The organism is Noviherbaspirillum sp. L7-7A (genome assembly GCF_019052805.1).
GTDB lineage: Bacteria > Pseudomonadota > Gammaproteobacteria > Burkholderiales > Burkholderiaceae_D > Noviherbaspirillum_A.
In genome coordinates this window covers 1,178,832-1,196,840 of record NZ_JAHQRJ010000001.1, presented here as the reverse complement: position 1 = coordinate 1,196,840, position 18,009 = coordinate 1,178,832, and the positions used below count along the sequence as shown (strand labels likewise).

Sequence of the window (18,009 nt, the reverse complement as noted above, 5' to 3'; positions counted from 1 at the left end):
CCCTTCTGGAGAATCCCGATGAAAAGACTGATGCTGGCCTTGCTGGCCCTGCTGATCTGGCAAACCGCAAGCGCGGCCGACGACACCGCGCTATGGGCCGGCCTGCGTGCCGGCACCCATGTGGCCCTGATGCGCCATGCACAGGCGCCCGGCGTGGGCGACCCGTCCGGCTTTCGCCTCGACGACTGCCGCACCCAGCGCAACCTGTCGGCCGAGGGCAAGCGCCAGGCCGCACGCGCCGGCGCGCTGTTTCGCGAGCATGGCATCGCCCGCGCCACGGTGTATTCCAGCCAGTGGTGCCGCTGCCTGGATACCGCCGCCGGTCTTGCCCTGGGGCCGGTCACGCCGGAACCGGCGCTGAACTCCTTCTTCGAGAACGGCGGCCAGGAAAAGTCGCAGACGGAACTGGTGCTGGGCCTGATCGGCCGCCATCCGTCGGGCACACCGCTGGTGCTGGTGACGCACCAGGTCAACATCACCGCGCTGATCGGCGGCTATGTGGAATCGGGCGAGATCGTCGTGGTCAGGGCGAGGGACGGCAAGCTGGAACTTGCCGGCCGCATCAAGCCGCTGCAGTAAAGGGGCCAATGCGTACTATCCGTCACTGGCTTGTGGCATGATTCCGCCGGGATATTTTTTTCGGGGATCTGCAACAAAGTTGCGAACACTTTGTCTCACGAGCTTATTGCCTCGAAACAATACCGCCACTTTTTGCCTCTGAGGAAACCGTTTCATGTCCGTCTCTCTCCGCCCCCGGATTTGCCTGTGCGTCGTGCCTGTCGCCCTGCTTGCCGCCTGCACGACCTCGAGGCAGGCGGTCTACCAGAATGAAGCCTTCGGCGACACCAATACCTATTCCCATGTCTACCTCGCCAGCGCGGCCGAAACCTGCGAGGCGGCGCGCCGGGCGCTGCTGAGCCAGGGCTATGTGATTACGTCCTCGCGCACCGATGCCGTCAATGGCCGCAAGAACTTCCAGCCCAATGGCGAGGTGCATGCCGAGATCGAATTCCACGTGGTATGCGCGCCCGACAGCGCCGACGGCAAGAACAGCGTGGCCTTCGTCAATGCCCTGCAGGACCATTACGCGCTGAAGAAGACCAACAGCGCGGCCAGTGTCGGCGTGCCGGCGCTGGGCTCGGTGTCGCTGCCCTTCACCGGCAGCGACGACTCGCTGGTGAAGGTGGCCAGCCAGACCATCCTGGAGTCGAAGTTCTACGACCGCTTCTTCAACCTGGTGGAACGCTATCTGCCGGCGTCGGAGAGGCTGTCCGAGAAACAGAACGCAGACAGCCTGCCGGCGCCGGACCGGTCGCAGGCGGAAAAGTAGGCGTGGCCGCTCAAGGGAAGCCGCCTGCGCGCCGTTATCCTATCCAACCGATCCACGCCTTCAGGTCCACCCAGCCGCTTTTCGCTTCCCTGCTTCCCATGCCGCTTCCCAGCCCACGCAGCTACGCCGCCCTCGCCCTTGCCCTGCTGGGCGGCTGCGCCACCACGCCGCCGGCAGCGGTGACGCCCGAGGCGCCGTTGGCATGGCAGGCGCCGCTGCCGCACCAGGGCAGCAATGCGATTCTATCGGCCTGGTGGCGCGGCCAGGGCGATGCGCTGCTGGCCGACCTGATCGACGCGGCCCAGGCGGCCAGCCCCAACCTGGCTGCCGCCCGCGCCCAGATCGCCGATGCCCGCGCCACCCGGGTCGGCGCCGCCGCCGCCCTGCTGCCGACGCTGGACGGCAACCTGCAGGCCAGCCGCAGCAGCGCCCAGCCGCCATTGCCGATGGCCACGGTGCTGCAGGGAACGGCGCAGGCACGCTGGGAAGCCGATTTGTTCGGCGCCAACCGCGCCGGCCGCGACGCCGCCGAAGCCAGGCTGGCCGGCGCCCGGGCCGGCTGGCATGAGGCGCGGGTCACGCTGGCCGCCGAAACCGCCAGCCAGTATTACCGCTTGCGCACCTGCGAAAAGCTGGTGGAGGTGGCGGTTGCCGACGCCGCTTCGCGCAGCGAGACCGCGCGCCTGACCAATCTCGCCGCCGACGCCGGCTTTCAGGCGCCGGCCACCGCCGCGCTGGCGCGCGCCACCACCGCCGAAGGCAACAGCCGGCTGGTGCAGCAGCGCGCCAGCTGCGACATCGACATCAAGACCCTGGTGGCGCTGACGGCGATGCCGGAAGCGGAATTGCGGCGCCGGCTGCAGCAGCAGCCCGGCGTGCTGCCGCAGGAAGCGGCCTTGCAGATTCCGGCCCTGCCGGCCGCGGTGCTGGCGCAGCGGCCCGACCTGGCGCGGGCGGCCAGCGAGGTGGCCGCCGCCGCCGCCGACATCGGCGCGGCCGACGCCCAGCGCTATCCCCGCCTGACGCTGGCCGGCTCGGTCGGCGCGGCGCGCTTTCGCAGCGCCACCATCGCCGGCTCGCTGGACACCTGGTCGGTCGGCCCGGTCGCGCTGACGCTGCCGATCTTCGACGGCGGCCGCCGCGCCGCCAACCTGGACGCGGCCCGCGAGCGCTATGACGCCGCCGCCATCCGCTACCGGGCCACGGCCCGCCAGGCGGTGCGCGAGGTGGAACAGGCGCTGGTCACGCTGGACGCCACCGCCCGCCGCGGCGAGGATGCGCGGGTGGCGGTCGAAGGCTACAGCGCCTCGTTTGCCGGCATCGAGGCGCGCTACCGCAGCGGCCTGGCCAGCCTGCTGGAACTGGAAGAGGCGCGCCGGGTCCGGCTGACTGCCGAAACAGCCCTGCTCTCCCTGCTCAACGAACGCACCGCCGCCTGGATCTCCCTCTACCGCGCCGCCGGCGGAGGATGGGACGGCGCCCTCGCCATCAGCGACACCAGCAAACTCAGCGAACGCACCGCGCCATGAAAAAGAACATCGCCAGACCCGTGTTGATCCTGTTGCTGCTGGCGCTGCTGGGCGCCGGCGCCTGGCTGCTGGCCAGCCGCCTCCGCCATGCGCCGCAGGAAGCCGCCGCACCCAAACCGGCGCTGACGGTGACCACGGTGCGGCCCCAGACGCAGGACCTGCCGCGCCGCCTGGTTGCCAACGGCAATGTCGCCGCCTGGCAGGAAGCGGTGGTGGGCAGCGAGGCAGGCGGCCTGCGCCTGACCGATGTGCGCGTCAATGTCGGCGACAGGGTGAAGGCGGGCGACGTGCTGGCCGTGTTCGCCGCCGACGCGGTCCAGGCCGACATGGCGCAGGCGACCGCGGCGCTGATGGAAGCCGAGGCCGCGGCTGCCGACGCCGCCAACAATGCCCAGCGCGCCCGCACCCTGAAAGACAGCGGCGCGCTGTCGGCCCAGCAGATCAACCAGTTCGCCACCGGCGCCCAGACCGCCCAGGCACGGGTGGAAGCGGCGCGCGCTGGCGTAACCGCGCAACGCCTGCGGCTGCGCCACACCCGGGTGCTGGCGCCCGACGACGGCGTGATCTCGGCCCGCAGTGCCACCGTGGGCGCGGTGGTGCCGGCCGGCGCCGAGCTGTTTCGCATGATCCGCCAGGGCCGGCTGGAATGGCGTGCCGAAGTGACCGCCTCGGAGCTGGGCAACATCCAGCCCGGCGCGACGGCCGTGCTGGCCGCGCCGGGTGGCGCCGACGTGCGGGGCCGGGTGCGCATGGTGGCGCCCACCGTGGACCTGCAGAACCGCACCGCGCTGGTCTATGTCGACCTGCTGCCGCCGGACAATGGCACGCTGCCGCTGCGCGCCGGCATGTATGCGCGCGGCGAGTTCGATCTGGGCAGCGCGCCCGGCCTGACCGTGCCGCAGCAGGCGGTGGTGGTGCGCGACGGTTTCTCCCATGTGTTCCGGCTCAACGCCGACAACCGCGTCAGCCAGGTCAAGGTGCGCACCGGCCGCCGCCAGGGCGAGCGGGTGGAAGTCGTCGAGGGCATCGCGCCCGACACCTTGCTGGCGCTGGATGGCGCCGGCTTCCTGAACGACGGCGACCTGGTGCGGCGTGCCGACGGCCCGGCAGCCGGGCAATGATCCGGTGGCCGGCACGGTTGCCCTGACTGAATACCGCAACCCGCCGCCAGCGCCTGCATCCACCATGCACCACGCCGCCAACCCAGAGGCCCAGCCGTGAATTTTTCCGCCCTTTCGATCCGCAACCCGATCCCGGCCATCATGCTGTTCGTGCTGCTGACGCTGGCCGGCCTGCTGTCCTATCGCGCCACCGCCGTGCAGGACTTCCCCGACATCGAGCTGCCGGTGGTAACGGTGGTGGCCAACCTGCCCGGCGCGGCGCCGGCGCAGCTGGAAACCGAAGTGGCGCGCAAGATCGAGGACAGCGTCGCCACGCTGCAGGGCGTGAAGAACATCTATACCCGGGTGCTGGATGGCGAAGCCACCGTCACTGTCGAATTCATCCTGGAAAAGCCGCTGGCCGAGGCGGTCAACGATGTCCGTGACGCGGTGGCCCGGGTACGGGCCGACATGCCGGCCGACCTGCGCGACCCGTCCGTGACCAAGGCATCCACCGCCGGCCGGGTGGTGCTGACCTTCACCGCCGCCTCCGCGCTGGATGCTGGCGGCGCCCGGCGCCTGGATGACCAGGAGCTGAGCTGGTTCGTCGACAACAAGGTCGCCAAGCGCCTCCTGGCGGTGCCGGGCGTGGGCGCGGTCAAGCGCATGGGCGGCGTCAGCCGCGAAGTGCGGGTGGAGCTGGACGGGCTGAAGATGGCCGCGCTCAATGCTTCCGCGCTGGACGTGTCGCGCCGGCTGCGCCAGGTGCAGCAGGAAGCGCCCGGCGGGCGCGGCGATGTCGGCGGCGCCGAGCAGTCGGTGCGCACCATCGCCACGGTGCAGAGCGCGGCCGAGCTGGCGCGGCTGGACGTGCCCCTGCTCGACGGCCGCCATATCCGGCTGGACCAGGTTGCCACCGTCACCGACACCGTCAGCGAGCCGCGCGCCGTGGCCACGCGCGACGGCGCGCCGGTGGTGGGCTTCGAGATCTTCCGCACCCGCGGCGCCAGCGAAGTGCGGGTGGCCGAGGGCGCGCGCGCCGCGGTGGCCGAGCTGCAGGCGGCCAACCCCAACGTGGCGCTGACCCAGGTCATCGACAATGCCGCGCCGGTGCAGGAAAACTTCCAGGGCTCGATGGAGCTGCTGTATGAAGGCGCGCTGCTGGCGGTGCTGGTGGTCTGGTGGTTCCTGCGCGACTGGCGCGCCACCCTGGTGGCGGCGGCCGCGCTGCCGCTGTCGGTCATTCCCACATTTCTCGGCCTGGCCTGGTTCGGTTACACCCTGAACATGGTGACCCTGCTGTCGCTGGCGCTGGTGGTGGGCGTGCTGGTGGACGACGCCATCGTCGAGATCGAGAACATCGAGCGCCACCTGGACATGGGCAAGTCGCCGATGCAGGCGGCGCTGGAAGCGGCCGACGAGATCGGCATGGCCGTGATCGCCACCACCTTCGCGCTGGTGGCGGTATTCCTGCCCACCGCCTTCATGGCCGGCGTGCCCGGCCTGTTCTTCAAGCAGTTCGGCTGGACCGCGGTGCTGGCCATCCTGGCCTCGCTGGTGGTGGCCCGGCTCCTGACGCCCATGATGGCGGCCTACCTGCTCAAGCCGCGCAAGCGCCACCAGCGCGAGGATGGCTGGCTGATGCGCCGCTACATGGCCACCATGCAATGGTGTTTGCGCCATCGCCTGGCCACGGCGATCGGCTCGGGCCTCTTCTTCGCCGGCTCGGTCGCGCTGGTGCCCCTGCTGCCCACGGGCTTCGTGCCCTCGTCCGACCGCGGCCAGACCCAGATCAACATCGAGCTTGCGCCCGGCGCCACGCTGGCGCAGACGCGCGCCGTGGCCGAGCGGGCCCGCCTCGCGGCTGTCGAGGACAGGAATGTCACCGGCGTGTTCTCGTCCATTGGCGGCGGCTCCAGCGGCGACGCCTTCGCGCCCGGCGCGGCGGCCGAGGCACGGCGGGCGGTGCTGACGCTGACCACTACCCACCGGCGCGACCGCAAGGCATCGATGGCCGATATCGAGAGCGGCCTGCGCAGCCGGCTTGCCGCCATCCCGGGCGCGCGCTTCACCGTCGGCCCGGCCGACATCGGCGTGAAGATGCAGCTGGTGCTGCGCAGCGAAGACCCGGTGGCGCTGGCGGCCTCGGCCCAGCAGGTGGTGCGGGAGCTGCGCGGCCTGTCGGGCATAGGCAACGTCAATTCCAGCGCTTCGCTGGTGCGCCCGGAAATCATCGTCCGCCCCGACTTCGCCCGCGCCGCCGAACTGGGCGTGACCGCCGCCGCCATCGGCGAGACGGTGCGGGTCGCCACCGCCGGCGACTATGACGTGAATCTGACCAAGCTCAACTTCAGCGAGCGCCAGGTGCCGGTGCGGGTCAAGCTGCCCGACGCGGTGCGGGCCGACCTCGATGCGCTGGCCCGCCTCACCGTGCCGGGCCGCAACGGCCCGGTCATGCTGGGCAACGTCGCTAGCATCGAGATCGCCAGCGGCCCGGCCCAGATCGACCGCCTGAACCGCAGCCGCAATGTCACGCTGGACGTGGAACTGGGCAGCCGCGCGCTGGGCGAGCTGAACCAGGAGGCGCGCAACCTGCCCTCGATGCGTAATCTGCCGCCGTCGGTGCGCATCGCCGAGCTGGGCGACGCCCAGGAAATGCAGACGTTATTTGCCAGCTTCGGCCTGGCGATGACGATAGGCGTGCTGTGCATCTATGGCGTGCTGGTGCTGCTGTTCAAGGACTTCATGCAGCCGCTGACCATCCTGGCAGCGTTGCCGCTATCCATCGGCGGCGCCTTCGTCGCCCTGCTGCTGACCGGGCGCGCGCTGTCGATGCCGTCCATGATCGGCCTGATCATGCTCATGGGCATCGTCACCAAGAATTCCATCCTGCTGGTGGACTATGCGATCCTGGCGCGCCAGGCCGGCATGTCGCGCTTCGCCGCGCTGGTGGACGCCTGTCACAAGCGCAGCCGCCCCATCATCATGACCACCATCGCCATGGGCGCCGGCATGCTGCCGCTGGCGCTGGGCTGGGGCGCCGACCCCAGCTTCCGCTCGCCGATGGCCATCGCCGTGATCGGCGGACTGATCACCTCCACCCTGCTGAGCCTCCTGGTGGTGCCGGCGGTGTTTACCTATGTCGACGATGTGCAGCAATGGCTGCGGCGCCGCTTCGTGAAGCCGGCGCCGCACAAAGCGCCTTCGGTTGTCGAGGCGCAAACGACGGTCAAATAGCGGGACCTCAGCCGGATATAAGCCGGCTGCGACTTGTCAGAAATTCACGAAGCACCACACCCCAACTTTCGTGAGGACTGTCACCGTGAACATGAACATGCCATCCATCGCCGGCAAGCTGTCGCCAACCGCCACCAACATGATCCGCATGGACCATACCCACACCATGGCGACCTTTCACCAGTACGAGATCGACGCCAGCCCGCGCACCAAGCAGGGCCTGGTCAACACCATCTGCCTGGCGCTGGAAATCCACGCACAGCTGGAAGAGGAAATCTTCTATCCGGCGCTGCGCGCCATGGACAGCAGCAATCCGGCCATTCAGAAGGCCGTGCCCGAGCACAATGAAATGAAGCGCCTGATCGCCAAGCTGCGCGGCATGCGCCCCACCGAAGCCGGCTACGACGACACCCTGTTCGAGCTGATGCGCGACGTGATGCACCACGTGGCCGACGAGGAAACCATCCTGCTGCCGGAAGCCGAGCGGCTCATGGGCGACCGGCTGGGCGACCTGGGCGCGCAGATGCTGAAGCGCCGGGTCGAGCTGGCTGCCCCGCGCGGCGGCGAAATCGCCACCAACATGCTGCGCGGCATGCCCAAGAGCACCATGATGCTGGCCGCCGGCGCGCTGATGGCAGGCACCTACCTGATGAAGCGCAACGGCAACCATACCCGCCACGACGCCTGAAGAGGAGAACAGCATGGCTTCCGATGGAGAACAGAAACGGCTGGAGGACGCAGCCGGCCCGCACGGCGCGCGCACCACGGAACTGGTGGGCGTGGATGACATCGGCCTGCCCAGCGGCATCCAGCCCGAGGATGTGAAGGATATGCCGCAGGCAGGTTCGGTTGCTGCGATGGGCGGCGATAGCGGCGGTGGTGGCAATCCAGCCGGCGGTAGCGGTGGCAGTGCCAGCGGTGGCGGCAGCCATGGCGGCCATGCCGGGGCGCCGTCACCGCAGCAGGTTGGCGCCGGCGAGGGCCTGAGCCCAGGCGACGAGGCCGCGCCCGGGACCGTGGGCAGTGGCGACGATGTCTGTCCGGTATGCGCCGGCTCCGGCAAGAACGCCAGCGGCGGCGCCTGCCCCAATTGCCGTGGCACCGGGATCATTACGGAAGGCATCGGCGGGGGTTGAGCTCGCGTGGTCTTGCGGGCCGGGCGGCGAGGGGCTCACCGGCGCTTTGTAGCCTGCGTTGCGTGTGCTTGCGGCGCCCGTTTTTGCGGGATGACAAATCTTGGCTGCCTGTCCGGGGCCTTTCGGGCGTGCTTGTTTTATGCTCGAGGGCGTGGTGGTGGTAATCAGGTCTGCAGTTGAGCTTGTTTGTGCTGTTGAGGTTGCCGTAGTGATTCAAGTTGCGTTGGCGCTCAAGACAGTGATGCTTCAAACGGATAAAGGGATGCATCGTAGGGTGGAATACCCCGCAGGGGCGTTGCACGATGGGTCGATCAGACAAGGCGGCCGGTATGGCAATCGGGGTTTGCGAACGGCGGTGCAATGCCCTTCGGGTATTGCACCCGACGAAAGCGGCAAACGTTGTGGTTGCAGTTGAAGTACGCGCAGCGACAGTTGAAGTTGAAGTTGAAGTTGCTTTTGAAGTGGCAGTGAAGTCCCGTTGAGCGCGCCGTGACGGCGATGGCTGAAGCGGATAAGGTGCGGCGTCTGTCTGAGCGCAGCGCAGCGTAGCGAGTTTAGCCGCGCCCCGCTTCAGGCATCGACGGCACGGGGACCCCGCGCAGCGGGGCGCGATCACCGGGTCGCCTTTTCTTGCCTACTTCTTTTGGCGAAGCAAAAGAAGTAGGTCGCCTGCCGGGGCGAACACCCGGCCTGGTCATGACGACAGTGCAGTGGCGTTGTTTCACCCGGCGTAAAGGCGTCACTGCGAAGCAGCAGTTGCCTTTGACGTTAAGTCTTTTTCAACGAACACGTCGAACGTCAACAACGACAGTGCTGCCCGTGCCTTGCCGGGTGACGCAATGCGGATGCACTGCCGTGGAGACAAGCCGGGAATCCGTCCCGGCGGCCGGGTCACTTTTTTTGCTTCGCCAAAAAAAGCAACCAAAAAAAGGCGACCCGGTGATCGCGCCCCGCTGCGCGGGGTTCCCGTGTCAGCGGTACCCGGAGCGGGGCGCGGCTAAACTCGCTCCACTGCGTTGCGCTCAGACAGACGCCGCACCTTTTCCCGCTCCGGGCACCGCTGCCACGGCGCGCTCAACGGGACTTCACTGCAAAGGCAAAAGCTACGGCAACGGCAACGGCAACGGCAACGGCAACTGCAACTGCAATTGCAACTGCTGCAAGCACCTCAAGGCACGAGTGGCTCCGTTCTTTCCCAATCGTTGCCATTCACAGCGCTGCAGCGACCAGCAATACCGCCCAACAGCATTCCCTGAAGGAGCCACCGCTCCCCCGACCAACGAAAAAGGAACCACCTTGCACCGCAGGCAATTTCTGATCACCACCGCCGCCCTGACCGGCGTCACCGCCATCCGCGGCGTGGCCGCCGCCAAGGACCCGGAAGCCGCCGGGAAAAAGAAATCCGTCCCCCATTCCGGCACCGGCCCGGAAGCACCCGACCTCACCCCCGACGCGCCGCATCGCTTCGAGGTCTGGGACTGGAGCAACAAGAAAGAGCCGGTGATGGTCGGCGACATGGTGCTCGACCGCCGGATCGACAACTTCGTCTACGAGGATACCGAGATGGCCGCGGAAAATGGCGATATCGCCGTCTACCAGTGCAGCCGCTCGGCCATGCTGGGCGATGTCGAGATCGGCTTCACCATGCTGGCCGCCGACAGCAGCAACACCGAGTCCGGGAAGACGCCGCTGTACCAGGTGCTGGGCTGCTTCGCGCATCGCGGCACCTGGACCAGCTATCCCGCCTCCGATACCTTCAATGCGAAGAAGCTGAGCACCTTCCCCAAGCCCTTCAAGGTCATGATGAAGAATGCCGACGGCAAGGTGCTGCATACCTTCCAGATGCAGGACGGCAAACCCATCAATGACCCCGAACTGAACCAGTGGCGCTCCGAGACCAAGCCGATGCGGCCGAAGGTCACGCTGTTCATGATGCTCCCCTGGCAGAACACCCGGCCGCGCAGTTCGTCCAAGCTGAAGAAGTACTACCCCGGCCTGACCGCCGACGGCCAGCGGCCGTCGCAGGCCAAGGCCCATGTGTCGGTGCTGTCGTGCGAGCCGATGATCACCGGCGGCTACGGCAGCCACTCGATCAATGGCTTGGCCAACATCTACGGCGCGCCGCGCTGGCCGCGGCCGCGGACCGGTTACGGGCCGATGCCGGCAGACCCCTATCTCGCCAACAACGAGTTCAACCGCAACGGCGGCTCGGCCTACGGCGGCCCCTACCTCGAAGGATGGGACTACGAACCCGGCTCGTTCTCCACCCATAACTGGTACACCGGCCCCGGCGGCCCGCGCTTCGACCGCTGCGTGATTCCATCAGTGGTGGCTATCTGGGCCACCAACCCGAACGGCAGGCGGCTGCAGGAAAACGTGCCGCACCGCGACTGGCTCGACGGCTGGGCCATGGCTTACTTCAACCACGGCAACCACTGGGTGCGCGACGTCAAGACCATGCAGCTGATGACCAGCAAGGAAGTCATGTTCAAGCCCTGGGGACTGTACGGCAACTACTACGGCGGCGGCGCCGTTGGGCCGCGCTCGATCTTCATCAATGGCAGCCAGCGCGACGGCAGCCAGGACCATAACTACGATGGCCAGGGCTATATGTGGGGCAATGGCTGGGCGCGCGATTCATTGCATTCCTACTGCAATGCCGGCTGGATCGCGCTGCTGCTCAACAGCCCGATGCATGCGGTGGGCAGCCGCTTCGACACCGCGGTGCAGATGATGATGGACCAGGGGCCGACCCAGAACATCCGCGAGCATTACATGGTCCGTTCCCAGGCCTGGCGCTGGCTGCATTACGTGATGGCCTGGAAGCTGGCCTCCACCCATCCGCTGGGCCTGTCGCGGGCCGACGTGGAAGCCAGCTTCGCGCAGCACCTGGAGCAGATCTACAAGGAGATCTATGTGCCCCAGGTCGTGCAAAAGAGCGACGATCCCTATTTCCGGGGCCTGCGCAACCTCGGCCAGCCCATCGTGCAGGACAGCGCAAATGGCAATGCCTGGATCGGCCAGGGCGGCGGGCTGGGCTATTACATGGGGCATGTATTGCAGCTGATGCGCCAGACCGGCATGTGGGGCGCGATGATGGCAAAGGGTGGCCATATCCGTGACGTGCTGCTGCTGCAGGTGCGCAACATGGACCAGTTCGCGCTGGGCCTGCATGCCGACACCAATGGCACGACCTATACGATAGGCTTCGACAAGAAGGCCACCTTCCCCAACAGCATGGCCCACTATCACGAGCTGTTTGGCAAGAAGGATGAAGATCTTTTCACCGGCCCGGACGGCAAGCCCATCAATGACCGGGATGTGTCCATCCACCCCATCATCCAGTACATCTACATCCGCCGCGATTATTTCCCCGAGATCGAGCATCCCAAGCTGGCGCCGGCGTTGGCCAGGGTGGACAAGCGGCTGGCCACGGTGACTGCGCGGGTGGCGGCGGCGCCGGATCCGGAAGCCAAGCGCGAACGCGACCATGTCTACCGCTATCCCGGCTTGGCGCCGATCAAGGCGCCGCCAGATCTTGGGCACTTTGGCATGGCCAGGTCCGACATCGCAAAGGCAAAGGAGTCGTAGGGTGCTTCCCGCCTGGGCAGCCAGTCGAGGACAGTCAGGTCAGATTGACAGGGTAAGGAATGCACAAGGGCCTATAGGGTGCAATACCCGAAGGGCATTGCACCTTCGGCGGCAAGGCCACGAGTGGAGCTAGCGTCCTACCCTCGTCGACAAACGTGGAATGCCCCTTTGGGGTATTCCACCCTACCCTGGCCGCGCCATCGACGGCATGGCCAGGAAGCAGTCGGCGCTATAAGGGGTACTGCATTACACGGCTGGCGCGGACAAATTGGTCTAGAAGTCGTCCGGCTTGACCGGCTTTGCCTCGCCCTCGAAATTGCCCAGCACTTCATCTGCGCGCTTGCGGCGCTGCGGGTCGGCATCGGCCTCGGGCGGCCCGGTCTTGGCGGGCTTGGCGATTTCCTTGCTGTTGCCGGTTTCATCGGTCGGATCGTAATGCGGCGCGATCGTACCGGTCTTGCCCTGATTGTCGTTTGCCATGCTGTTCTCCTGTTGATCTTGATTGCGAGCCGGCATGCCCACTTCCGACTGCGTGATAGCTGTCGTTCGCTACCGGCCCGATGCTGCCATCACTTCTCGCGCGGCGCAAAGCGATAGGTCTCGCCGTGCTTCAGGTAAGTCACCCGGTTCTGCAGCTCGGCCGCCTTCACCGCCTGTTCAAAGTCCGACAGCGGCGACTTGAATACCGTGTAATCGTTGTAATGGATGGGTATCGCATGGCGTGGCGCCACCAGCTGCATCATGCGCACGCCGTCGGCGCCGTCCATGGTGACCTTCATCACGCCCAGGATCCGGGTGCCCCCAAGATGCAGCAGCGCCAGGTCCACTTCCGGAAAGCGCTGCGGTATTTCCTTCAGGTCGTCGTACACCAAGGTGTCGCCGCTGATATACATCCGATAGTCCGGCTTGCCGGCGCTGCTGAAGTCGAGCATCGAGCCCATCACCGAAGGCAGCAGCCCGGCCAGCACGGGCGGCCCGTGCCTTCCCGGCATGGCGCTGATGCGCAGCACGGTCTGGCCCTTGGTCACTACCAGCGTGTCCCACGTCGCCAGCGGATAGCGCTTGGCAAAGCCCAGATTCTCCAGCGCCACCGCAGACTGCGGCGTGGTCACCACCGGGATGGTGCGCGGCAGCTTTTCCTGCACCAGCTGATCGAAGTGGTCGCCATGGAAATGCGACAGGATCACCAGGTCGATCGGCGGCAGCGCCTCGATCGGCATGGCCGGTTCGGTCAGGCGTTCCGACGTCAGGCCATAGCCCAGCTGCACATGGTTGCCCTTGTGCAGGAAATTCGGGTCGGTCAGGATGGTCATGCCGCCATAGCGGATCAGCACGGTCGCCGTGCCGATGAAGGTCACCGAGCCATCCTGGTCCGCTGCAGCTGCAGCGTCGGCTGGAAGGCTGAGGGTCTGGCTGGGCGTCGACGGTGGCGCGGCAGTCACCACCGCATTGTCCTGGGCCGGGGAGGACAAAGGCGCGGCCAGCAGCACTGCCGCCAGCAGCGGCAGGCAGGCAGGCCAGGATCGGAATGAATTCATTGCATGGCGGGCAGAATGGTCGAACGCCGGCGACTTTGCCGCCGGCGCTTTTAAACCACACACCTTAGCGTGCCGTGCCGCTGCTTCCGGTGGCGCCGGTGCCGGTGCCGCCGCTCATGGTACCGGCTGCTCCGCGGCTACCCATGGTGCCGTTATCGGTTGCTGCACCAGTCATGTTGCCTTTCGGATGGCCCATGCCATGCTTGCCCGCGGTTTCCTGGGCCAGCGTCAGATGCTGGTCCACGGCGGTAATGGTCTTGGCGGCATAGGCCTGCAGGTCGGCATCCTTGGCCTTGGCCTGTACCCGCTCCAGCAGCTTGTGGGTGTTTTCATGGTCGTTCAGGCCGCCCTGCTTCAGGTAGCGCTTGTCGAATGCATCGCCTTTTAGTCCGGAGAGCATCTTTGCCATGGCCTTGTGCTTGGCATCGGGCTCGGTGGGCAGCTTCACGCCCTTGCTGTCGGCCAGCGTCTGCAGTTCCTGCTGGGCCTTGGTATGGTCGTCGATCATTTTCTGCGCATACGACTTCACGTCATCGCTCTGCGACTTTTCCAGGGCCAGCTTGCCGGCGGCGATCTCGGAAATGTTGGAATAGGCAATGTCACGCATCATCTTCTGGTCGCCCGAGGCTACCTTGCCGGCGCTGCCGGTGCGGGTGGAAGAAGCCGAGGTCGTGCTGTTGGCTGTCGTGTCGCGGTTGGTCGCGGCTGTGCCGGTGGTTCCCGTGTTCTGGGCCATGGCGCCGCCGAACGCCATGGCGAGCGCAGCGCAGACGGCCATACGTTTGATGTTCAGATCCTTGTTCATGTCCAATCTCCTGATTTCAAGGCAACGGCAGGCCCGCTGCTCAGTAATGGACATTTTGATAAATGCCGGAGCCTGTTTCTATAGGCGTTCTTCTGTAATCCGCGTAGGAATAGAGGAAACATGCGCAATGGCGCGATCTCGGACCGCAGTCTCCCGATAAAGTTTCGCTTTGGAATTATTTTTCAGCGAGGTAACCATTTGTCACATTCATAGCGACTGCTTGCGATATGATTTGTGCGCGATCAACGCACCATTTCCTTAAGGAACCATCCTTTCGATAGCAAAACGAATACATACGACCCATGATTTCTGGCAACTCCACCGATCCCCTGAACCAACCAATGTCTTCGCCTGACCAGGCTTCCCCCGCCTGGCAGCAGGACATGCTGCCGGACTTCGACCAGATCGTGGCCGGCCTGCCGCTGTCGACCGTGCTGGAACAGGTGATCGACCGTTTCGAAACCGAATTCGACCGCCGGGCCTATGGATGCGTTCTGCTGCTGGACCGGAAGGGCCAGCGCCTGCTGGCCGGCGCGGCGCGCCGGCTGCCGGCAGCCTACCTGGAACAGCTGCATGGCATCGAGATCGGCGCCGCGGCCGGCTCGTGCGGCACCGCCGCCTATACCAGAAAGCCGGTGTATTCGACCGACATCGGCAGCGATCCGCGCTGGGGGGAAGCCAGCAGCCTGGCGCTGGCGCATGGCCTGCGCGCCTGCTGGGCCACGCCGGTGCTGGGCGTGGGCGGCGGCGTCATCGGCACCTTTGCGCTCTACTTCGACCATCCCCGCGCGCCGCAACAGCATGAGATCGATGCGATCGCCATTGCCGCCCGCACCATCGGCCTGGCCATCGAGCGGCATCTGTCGGATGAGCGGCTGCGGCAGGAAGAAGGACGGCAGCGGCAGGTGGTCAACAGCGCGCTGGATTTCGCCATCATCGGCGCCGGGCTGGATGGCATCGTCACCAACTGGAGCGAGGGCGCGCACCGGGTGTTCGGCTGGACCGAGGCGGAAATGCTGGGCCAGCCGCTGTCGAGGATCTTCACCCCCGAGGACATTGCACACGGCCAGCCGCAGCGGCAAATGGAAGCGGCACTGCGCAGCGGCCATGCCGCCGACGAGCGCTGGCATGTGCGCAACAACGGCAGCCGGGTCTGGGTGTCCGGCGAAATGACGCCGCTGCGCAACGACCTGGGCGAAGTGGTCGGACTGGTCAAGGCGGTACGCGACTGCACCGAGGAGAAACTGGCCCAGACCCAGCTGCAGCGCCTGAACGAGTCGCTCGAAAACGAGGTCGCGCAGCGCACCCGGGAACGCGACCGGATCTGGCGCAACTCGCCCGACCTGCTGATGGTGCTGGGCAATAGCGGCACTTTGCTGGCCGTCAATCCGGCCTGGACCCGCCTGCTCGGTTTCGACGCGGCCGACCTGATCGGCCGCCGCTTCCATGCCTTCCTGCATCCCGACGACGTCGATACCGCGCTGTCGGCGCTGGCGCAGGCGGCCAACCTGCCCTCGCTGCAGTTCGAGGCACGCTCGCGCAGCGCGTCCGGCGAATGGCGCTGGTTCGCCTGGACCGCCGCTCCCGAGGAAGGCCTGATCTACGGGAGCGGGCGCGACGTCAGCAATGAAAAGCGGCAGGCCGAGCAGCTGCTGCTGGCCAATGAAATGCGGTTGCGGCTGGCGCTGGACGCCGGCGACATGGGCGCCTGGCAATACGACATCGGCAGCGAGCGCAGCGTCTGGCTGTACGGCATGGACGCGCTGCATGGCCTGTCGCCGCAGCAGAGCATGGAGGCGCGTCGCCTGCATGGCTATCTGCGCCATGTGCATCCGGCGGATCGTAGCGTCTTCGCGAAGGCAATGCGGCGCGCGCTGCGCACCGGCACCGACCTGCAGGCGGAGTACCGCATCGTGCGCGCCGGCGGCCAGGTGCGCTGGCTGGAATCGCGCGCCCACATGGTGCGCGACGAGCGCGGCCGGGCGGCGCAGCTTTCCGGCGTCTGCATGGACATTACCCGCCGCAAGCGCACCGAGCAGGACCTGCGCTTCCTGGCCCGCGCCAGCGCCGAATTCGCGGCTCTCGTCGACTACCAGTCCACGCTGGAGCGGCTGGCCAGGCTGGCGGTGCCCACCTTCGCCGACTGGTGCGTGGTCGACCTGCTGCGCGAGGACGGCACGCTGGAACGGGTAGCGGTGGCCCATGTCGACGAGCAGAAATCGAAACTGGCCGCGATGCTGCACGAGCAGCTGCCGCCGGATCCGGCCATGCCGCATGGCATCTGGAACGTGCTGCGCACCGGCCGCGCCGAGGTCATCAGCGACATGCAGGCCAATATCCGCTCGCATGCGCTGGGCGACCCGGAACGCATCGCGGCGCTGCGCCGCCTCGGCCTGCGCTCCTATCTCGGCGTGCCGCTCGCTACCCACGGCCGCACGCTGGGCGTGATCACCTTCATCACTGCCGAGTCTGGCCGCATCTATGACGAGGAAGACCTGGCGCTGGCCGGCGACCTGGCGCGCCGGGCCGCCACAGCGATGGAAAACGCCAGCCTCTACAAGGCGCTTCAGCAGTCGGACCGGGCCAAGGATGTGTTCCTCGCCACGCTGGCGCATGAACTGCGCAATCCGCTGGCGCCGATCAGCAATGCCATCAGCCTGCTGCGCCTGCGCGGCCTGGCCAAGCAGATACAGGGGCAGCCCGACCTCGGCCGGCCGCTGGAACTGATCGAGCGCCAGGTCGGCCAGCTGACGCGCCTGGTGGATGACCTGCTGGACGTCTCCCGCATCAACACCGGCAAGATCGAACTCAGGCCGGAGCAGTCGGACCTGGTGGCCATCCTGCAAAGCGCGATCGAGACCAGCCGCCCGCATATCGAGGCGGCGCAGCACACGCTGGAGGTGGCATTCAACGCCGGGCAGGCGCCGGTGCAGGCCGACCCGCTGCGGCTGGCGCAGGTGTTTTCCAACCTGCTCAACAATGCCGCCAAGTACACCAATCCGGGCGGGCGCATCGCCATCACGATGGAAGCGGCGGCCGACGAATACCTGGTGCGGGTGCGCGACAACGGCGTCGGCATCGCCGCGCCCATGCTCAAGGACATCTTCACGCTGTTTACCCAGGTGACCCATCCGGTGGAACGCAGCCAGGGCGGGCTGGGCATCGGCCTGTCGCTGGTGGAGGGCCTGGTGCATCTGCACGGCGGCCGGGTCGAGGCGCACAGCGCCGGCAGCGGCATGGGCAGCATCTTCACCGTACGCCTGCCGCGCAGCCAGCAGGTGCCTGCCACGCCGACCGCGCCGGTGGTTGGAAGCGCCAGGCCGGAGTCGCGGCCCTGCCGCATCCTGGTGGTGGACGACAACGTCGATGCCGCCAGCACCGTGGCCGACTTGCTGCGGCTCCTGGGCAACGAGGTGCAGGTGGTGCATGACGGCCTGGCGGCGGTCAGCGGCGCCACGGAGATGCTGCCCGATGTGGTGCTGCTCGACATCGGCCTGCCCGGCATCGACGGCTTCGAGGCGGCACGCCGCATCCGCGCCCGGCTTGGCAGCGGCATACGGTTGATTGCGCTGACCGGCTGGGGCCAGGAAAAGGACCGTGCCCAGGCCACCGAGGCTGGGTTCGACGAACACTGGGTCAAGCCGGTGCCGCTGGATAAACTGCAGAGCCTGGCTGGCTGCCCGGACTAGCCGCCCTTCTGCTTCGTTAAGCCTGGCTTAAGACAGCCGGCTTACGCTGTGCCC

At 66.9% G+C, this 18,009-nt stretch carries 12 protein-coding genes; 9 read left to right on the top strand and 3 right to left on the bottom strand.

The genetic code is table 11. The features are described from left to right. Positions 1 to 18: 18 nt before the first annotated feature. From KTQ42_RS05435 to KTQ42_RS05400, 8 genes are all read left to right on the top strand, one after another. Positions 19 to 579 carry a histidine phosphatase family protein gene (locus KTQ42_RS05435; RefSeq protein WP_217344583.1) on the top strand — a complete coding sequence of 187 codons (561 nt, stop codon included), beginning with the start codon at positions 19 to 21 and terminating at the stop codon, positions 577 to 579. A 154-nt stretch (positions 580 to 733) separates the two neighbouring features. Continuing rightward, positions 734 to 1,330, top strand: a complete 597-nt coding sequence (locus KTQ42_RS05430; RefSeq protein WP_217344582.1) for a DUF2242 domain-containing protein — start codon at positions 734 to 736, stop codon at positions 1,328 to 1,330. A 98-nt stretch (positions 1,331 to 1,428) separates the two neighbouring features. Continuing rightward, a complete protein-coding gene (locus KTQ42_RS05425) occupies positions 1,429 to 2,859 on the top strand; it encodes an efflux transporter outer membrane subunit (protein ID WP_217344581.1) in 1,431 nt (476 codons plus the stop codon). Continuing rightward, a complete protein-coding gene (locus KTQ42_RS05420; protein WP_217344580.1) occupies positions 2,856 to 3,980 on the top strand; it encodes an efflux RND transporter periplasmic adaptor subunit in 1,125 nt (374 codons plus the stop codon). Before KTQ42_RS05425 ends, KTQ42_RS05420 begins: the two co-directional genes overlap by 4 nt. A gap of 96 nt (positions 3,981 to 4,076) precedes the next feature. Next, positions 4,077 to 7,196, top strand: a complete 3,120-nt coding sequence (locus tag KTQ42_RS05415) for an efflux RND transporter permease subunit (protein WP_217344579.1) — start codon at positions 4,077 to 4,079, stop codon at positions 7,194 to 7,196. Between the two features lie 91 nt (positions 7,197 to 7,287). Next, positions 7,288 to 7,884 carry a hemerythrin domain-containing protein gene (locus KTQ42_RS05410; protein WP_249222648.1) on the top strand — a complete coding sequence of 199 codons (597 nt, stop codon included), beginning with the start codon at positions 7,288 to 7,290 and terminating at the stop codon, positions 7,882 to 7,884. Positions 7,885 to 7,897: 13 nt separating this feature from the next. Then, a complete protein-coding gene (locus KTQ42_RS05405) occupies positions 7,898 to 8,332 on the top strand; it encodes a hypothetical protein (RefSeq protein WP_217347047.1) in 435 nt (144 codons plus the stop codon). A 1,296-nt stretch (positions 8,333 to 9,628) separates the two neighbouring features. Beyond that, the gene (locus tag KTQ42_RS05400) at positions 9,629 to 11,923 is read left to right on the top strand and encodes a hypothetical protein (protein ID WP_217344578.1); all 2,295 of its coding nucleotides are present in this window, start codon (positions 9,629 to 9,631) and stop codon (positions 11,921 to 11,923) included. A gap of 273 nt (positions 11,924 to 12,196) precedes the next feature. Here KTQ42_RS05400 and KTQ42_RS05395 read toward each other — a convergent pair whose 3' ends face one another. The 3 genes from KTQ42_RS05395 to KTQ42_RS05385 all read right to left on the bottom strand — a co-directional run bounded on the left by KTQ42_RS05395 (position 12,197) and on the right by KTQ42_RS05385 (position 14,266). Further along, positions 12,197 to 12,403: a hypothetical protein gene (locus tag KTQ42_RS05395; protein WP_217344577.1), complete on the bottom strand. Its 207-nt coding sequence runs from the start codon at positions 12,401 to 12,403 to the stop codon at positions 12,197 to 12,199. Positions 12,404 to 12,492: 89 nt separating this feature from the next. Continuing rightward, on the bottom strand, positions 12,493 to 13,461 hold the full coding sequence (locus KTQ42_RS05390; RefSeq protein WP_217344576.1) for an MBL fold metallo-hydrolase: 969 nt from the start codon (positions 13,459 to 13,461) through the stop codon (positions 12,493 to 12,495). Positions 13,462 to 13,525: 64 nt separating this feature from the next. After that, complete coding sequence (locus KTQ42_RS05385) at positions 13,526 to 14,266, bottom strand: DUF4142 domain-containing protein (protein ID WP_217344575.1); 741 nt, start codon at positions 14,264 to 14,266, stop codon at positions 13,526 to 13,528. A 341-nt stretch (positions 14,267 to 14,607) separates the two neighbouring features. Between KTQ42_RS05385 and KTQ42_RS05380 the strand changes: the two genes are divergently transcribed. After that, a complete protein-coding gene (locus KTQ42_RS05380; protein WP_217344574.1) occupies positions 14,608 to 17,955 on the top strand; it encodes a PAS domain S-box protein in 3,348 nt (1,115 codons plus the stop codon). Positions 17,956 to 18,009 lie beyond the last annotated feature (54 nt).

Coding starts and splice junctions, on each gene's coding strand:
- KTQ42_RS05420 (WP_217344580.1), top strand. CDS start 2,856: ATGAAAAAGAACATCGCCAGACCCGTGTTGATCCTGTTGCTGCTGGCG.
- KTQ42_RS05385 (WP_217344575.1), bottom strand. CDS start 14,266: ATGAACAAGGATCTGAACATCAAACGTATGGCCGTCTGCGCTGCGCTC.
- KTQ42_RS05405 (WP_217347047.1), top strand. CDS start 7,898: ATGGCTTCCGATGGAGAACAGAAACGGCTGGAGGACGCAGCCGGCCCG.
- KTQ42_RS05425 (WP_217344581.1), top strand. CDS start 1,429: ATGCCGCTTCCCAGCCCACGCAGCTACGCCGCCCTCGCCCTTGCCCTG.
- KTQ42_RS05380 (WP_217344574.1), top strand. CDS start 14,608: ATGTCTTCGCCTGACCAGGCTTCCCCCGCCTGGCAGCAGGACATGCTG.
- KTQ42_RS05390 (WP_217344576.1), bottom strand. CDS start 13,461: ATGAATTCATTCCGATCCTGGCCTGCCTGCCTGCCGCTGCTGGCGGCA.
- KTQ42_RS05430 (WP_217344582.1), top strand. CDS start 734: ATGTCCGTCTCTCTCCGCCCCCGGATTTGCCTGTGCGTCGTGCCTGTC.
- KTQ42_RS05395 (WP_217344577.1), bottom strand. CDS start 12,403: ATGGCAAACGACAATCAGGGCAAGACCGGTACGATCGCGCCGCATTAC.
- KTQ42_RS05410 (WP_249222648.1), top strand. CDS start 7,288: ATGAACATGCCATCCATCGCCGGCAAGCTGTCGCCAACCGCCACCAAC.
- KTQ42_RS05435 (WP_217344583.1), top strand. CDS start 19: ATGAAAAGACTGATGCTGGCCTTGCTGGCCCTGCTGATCTGGCAAACC.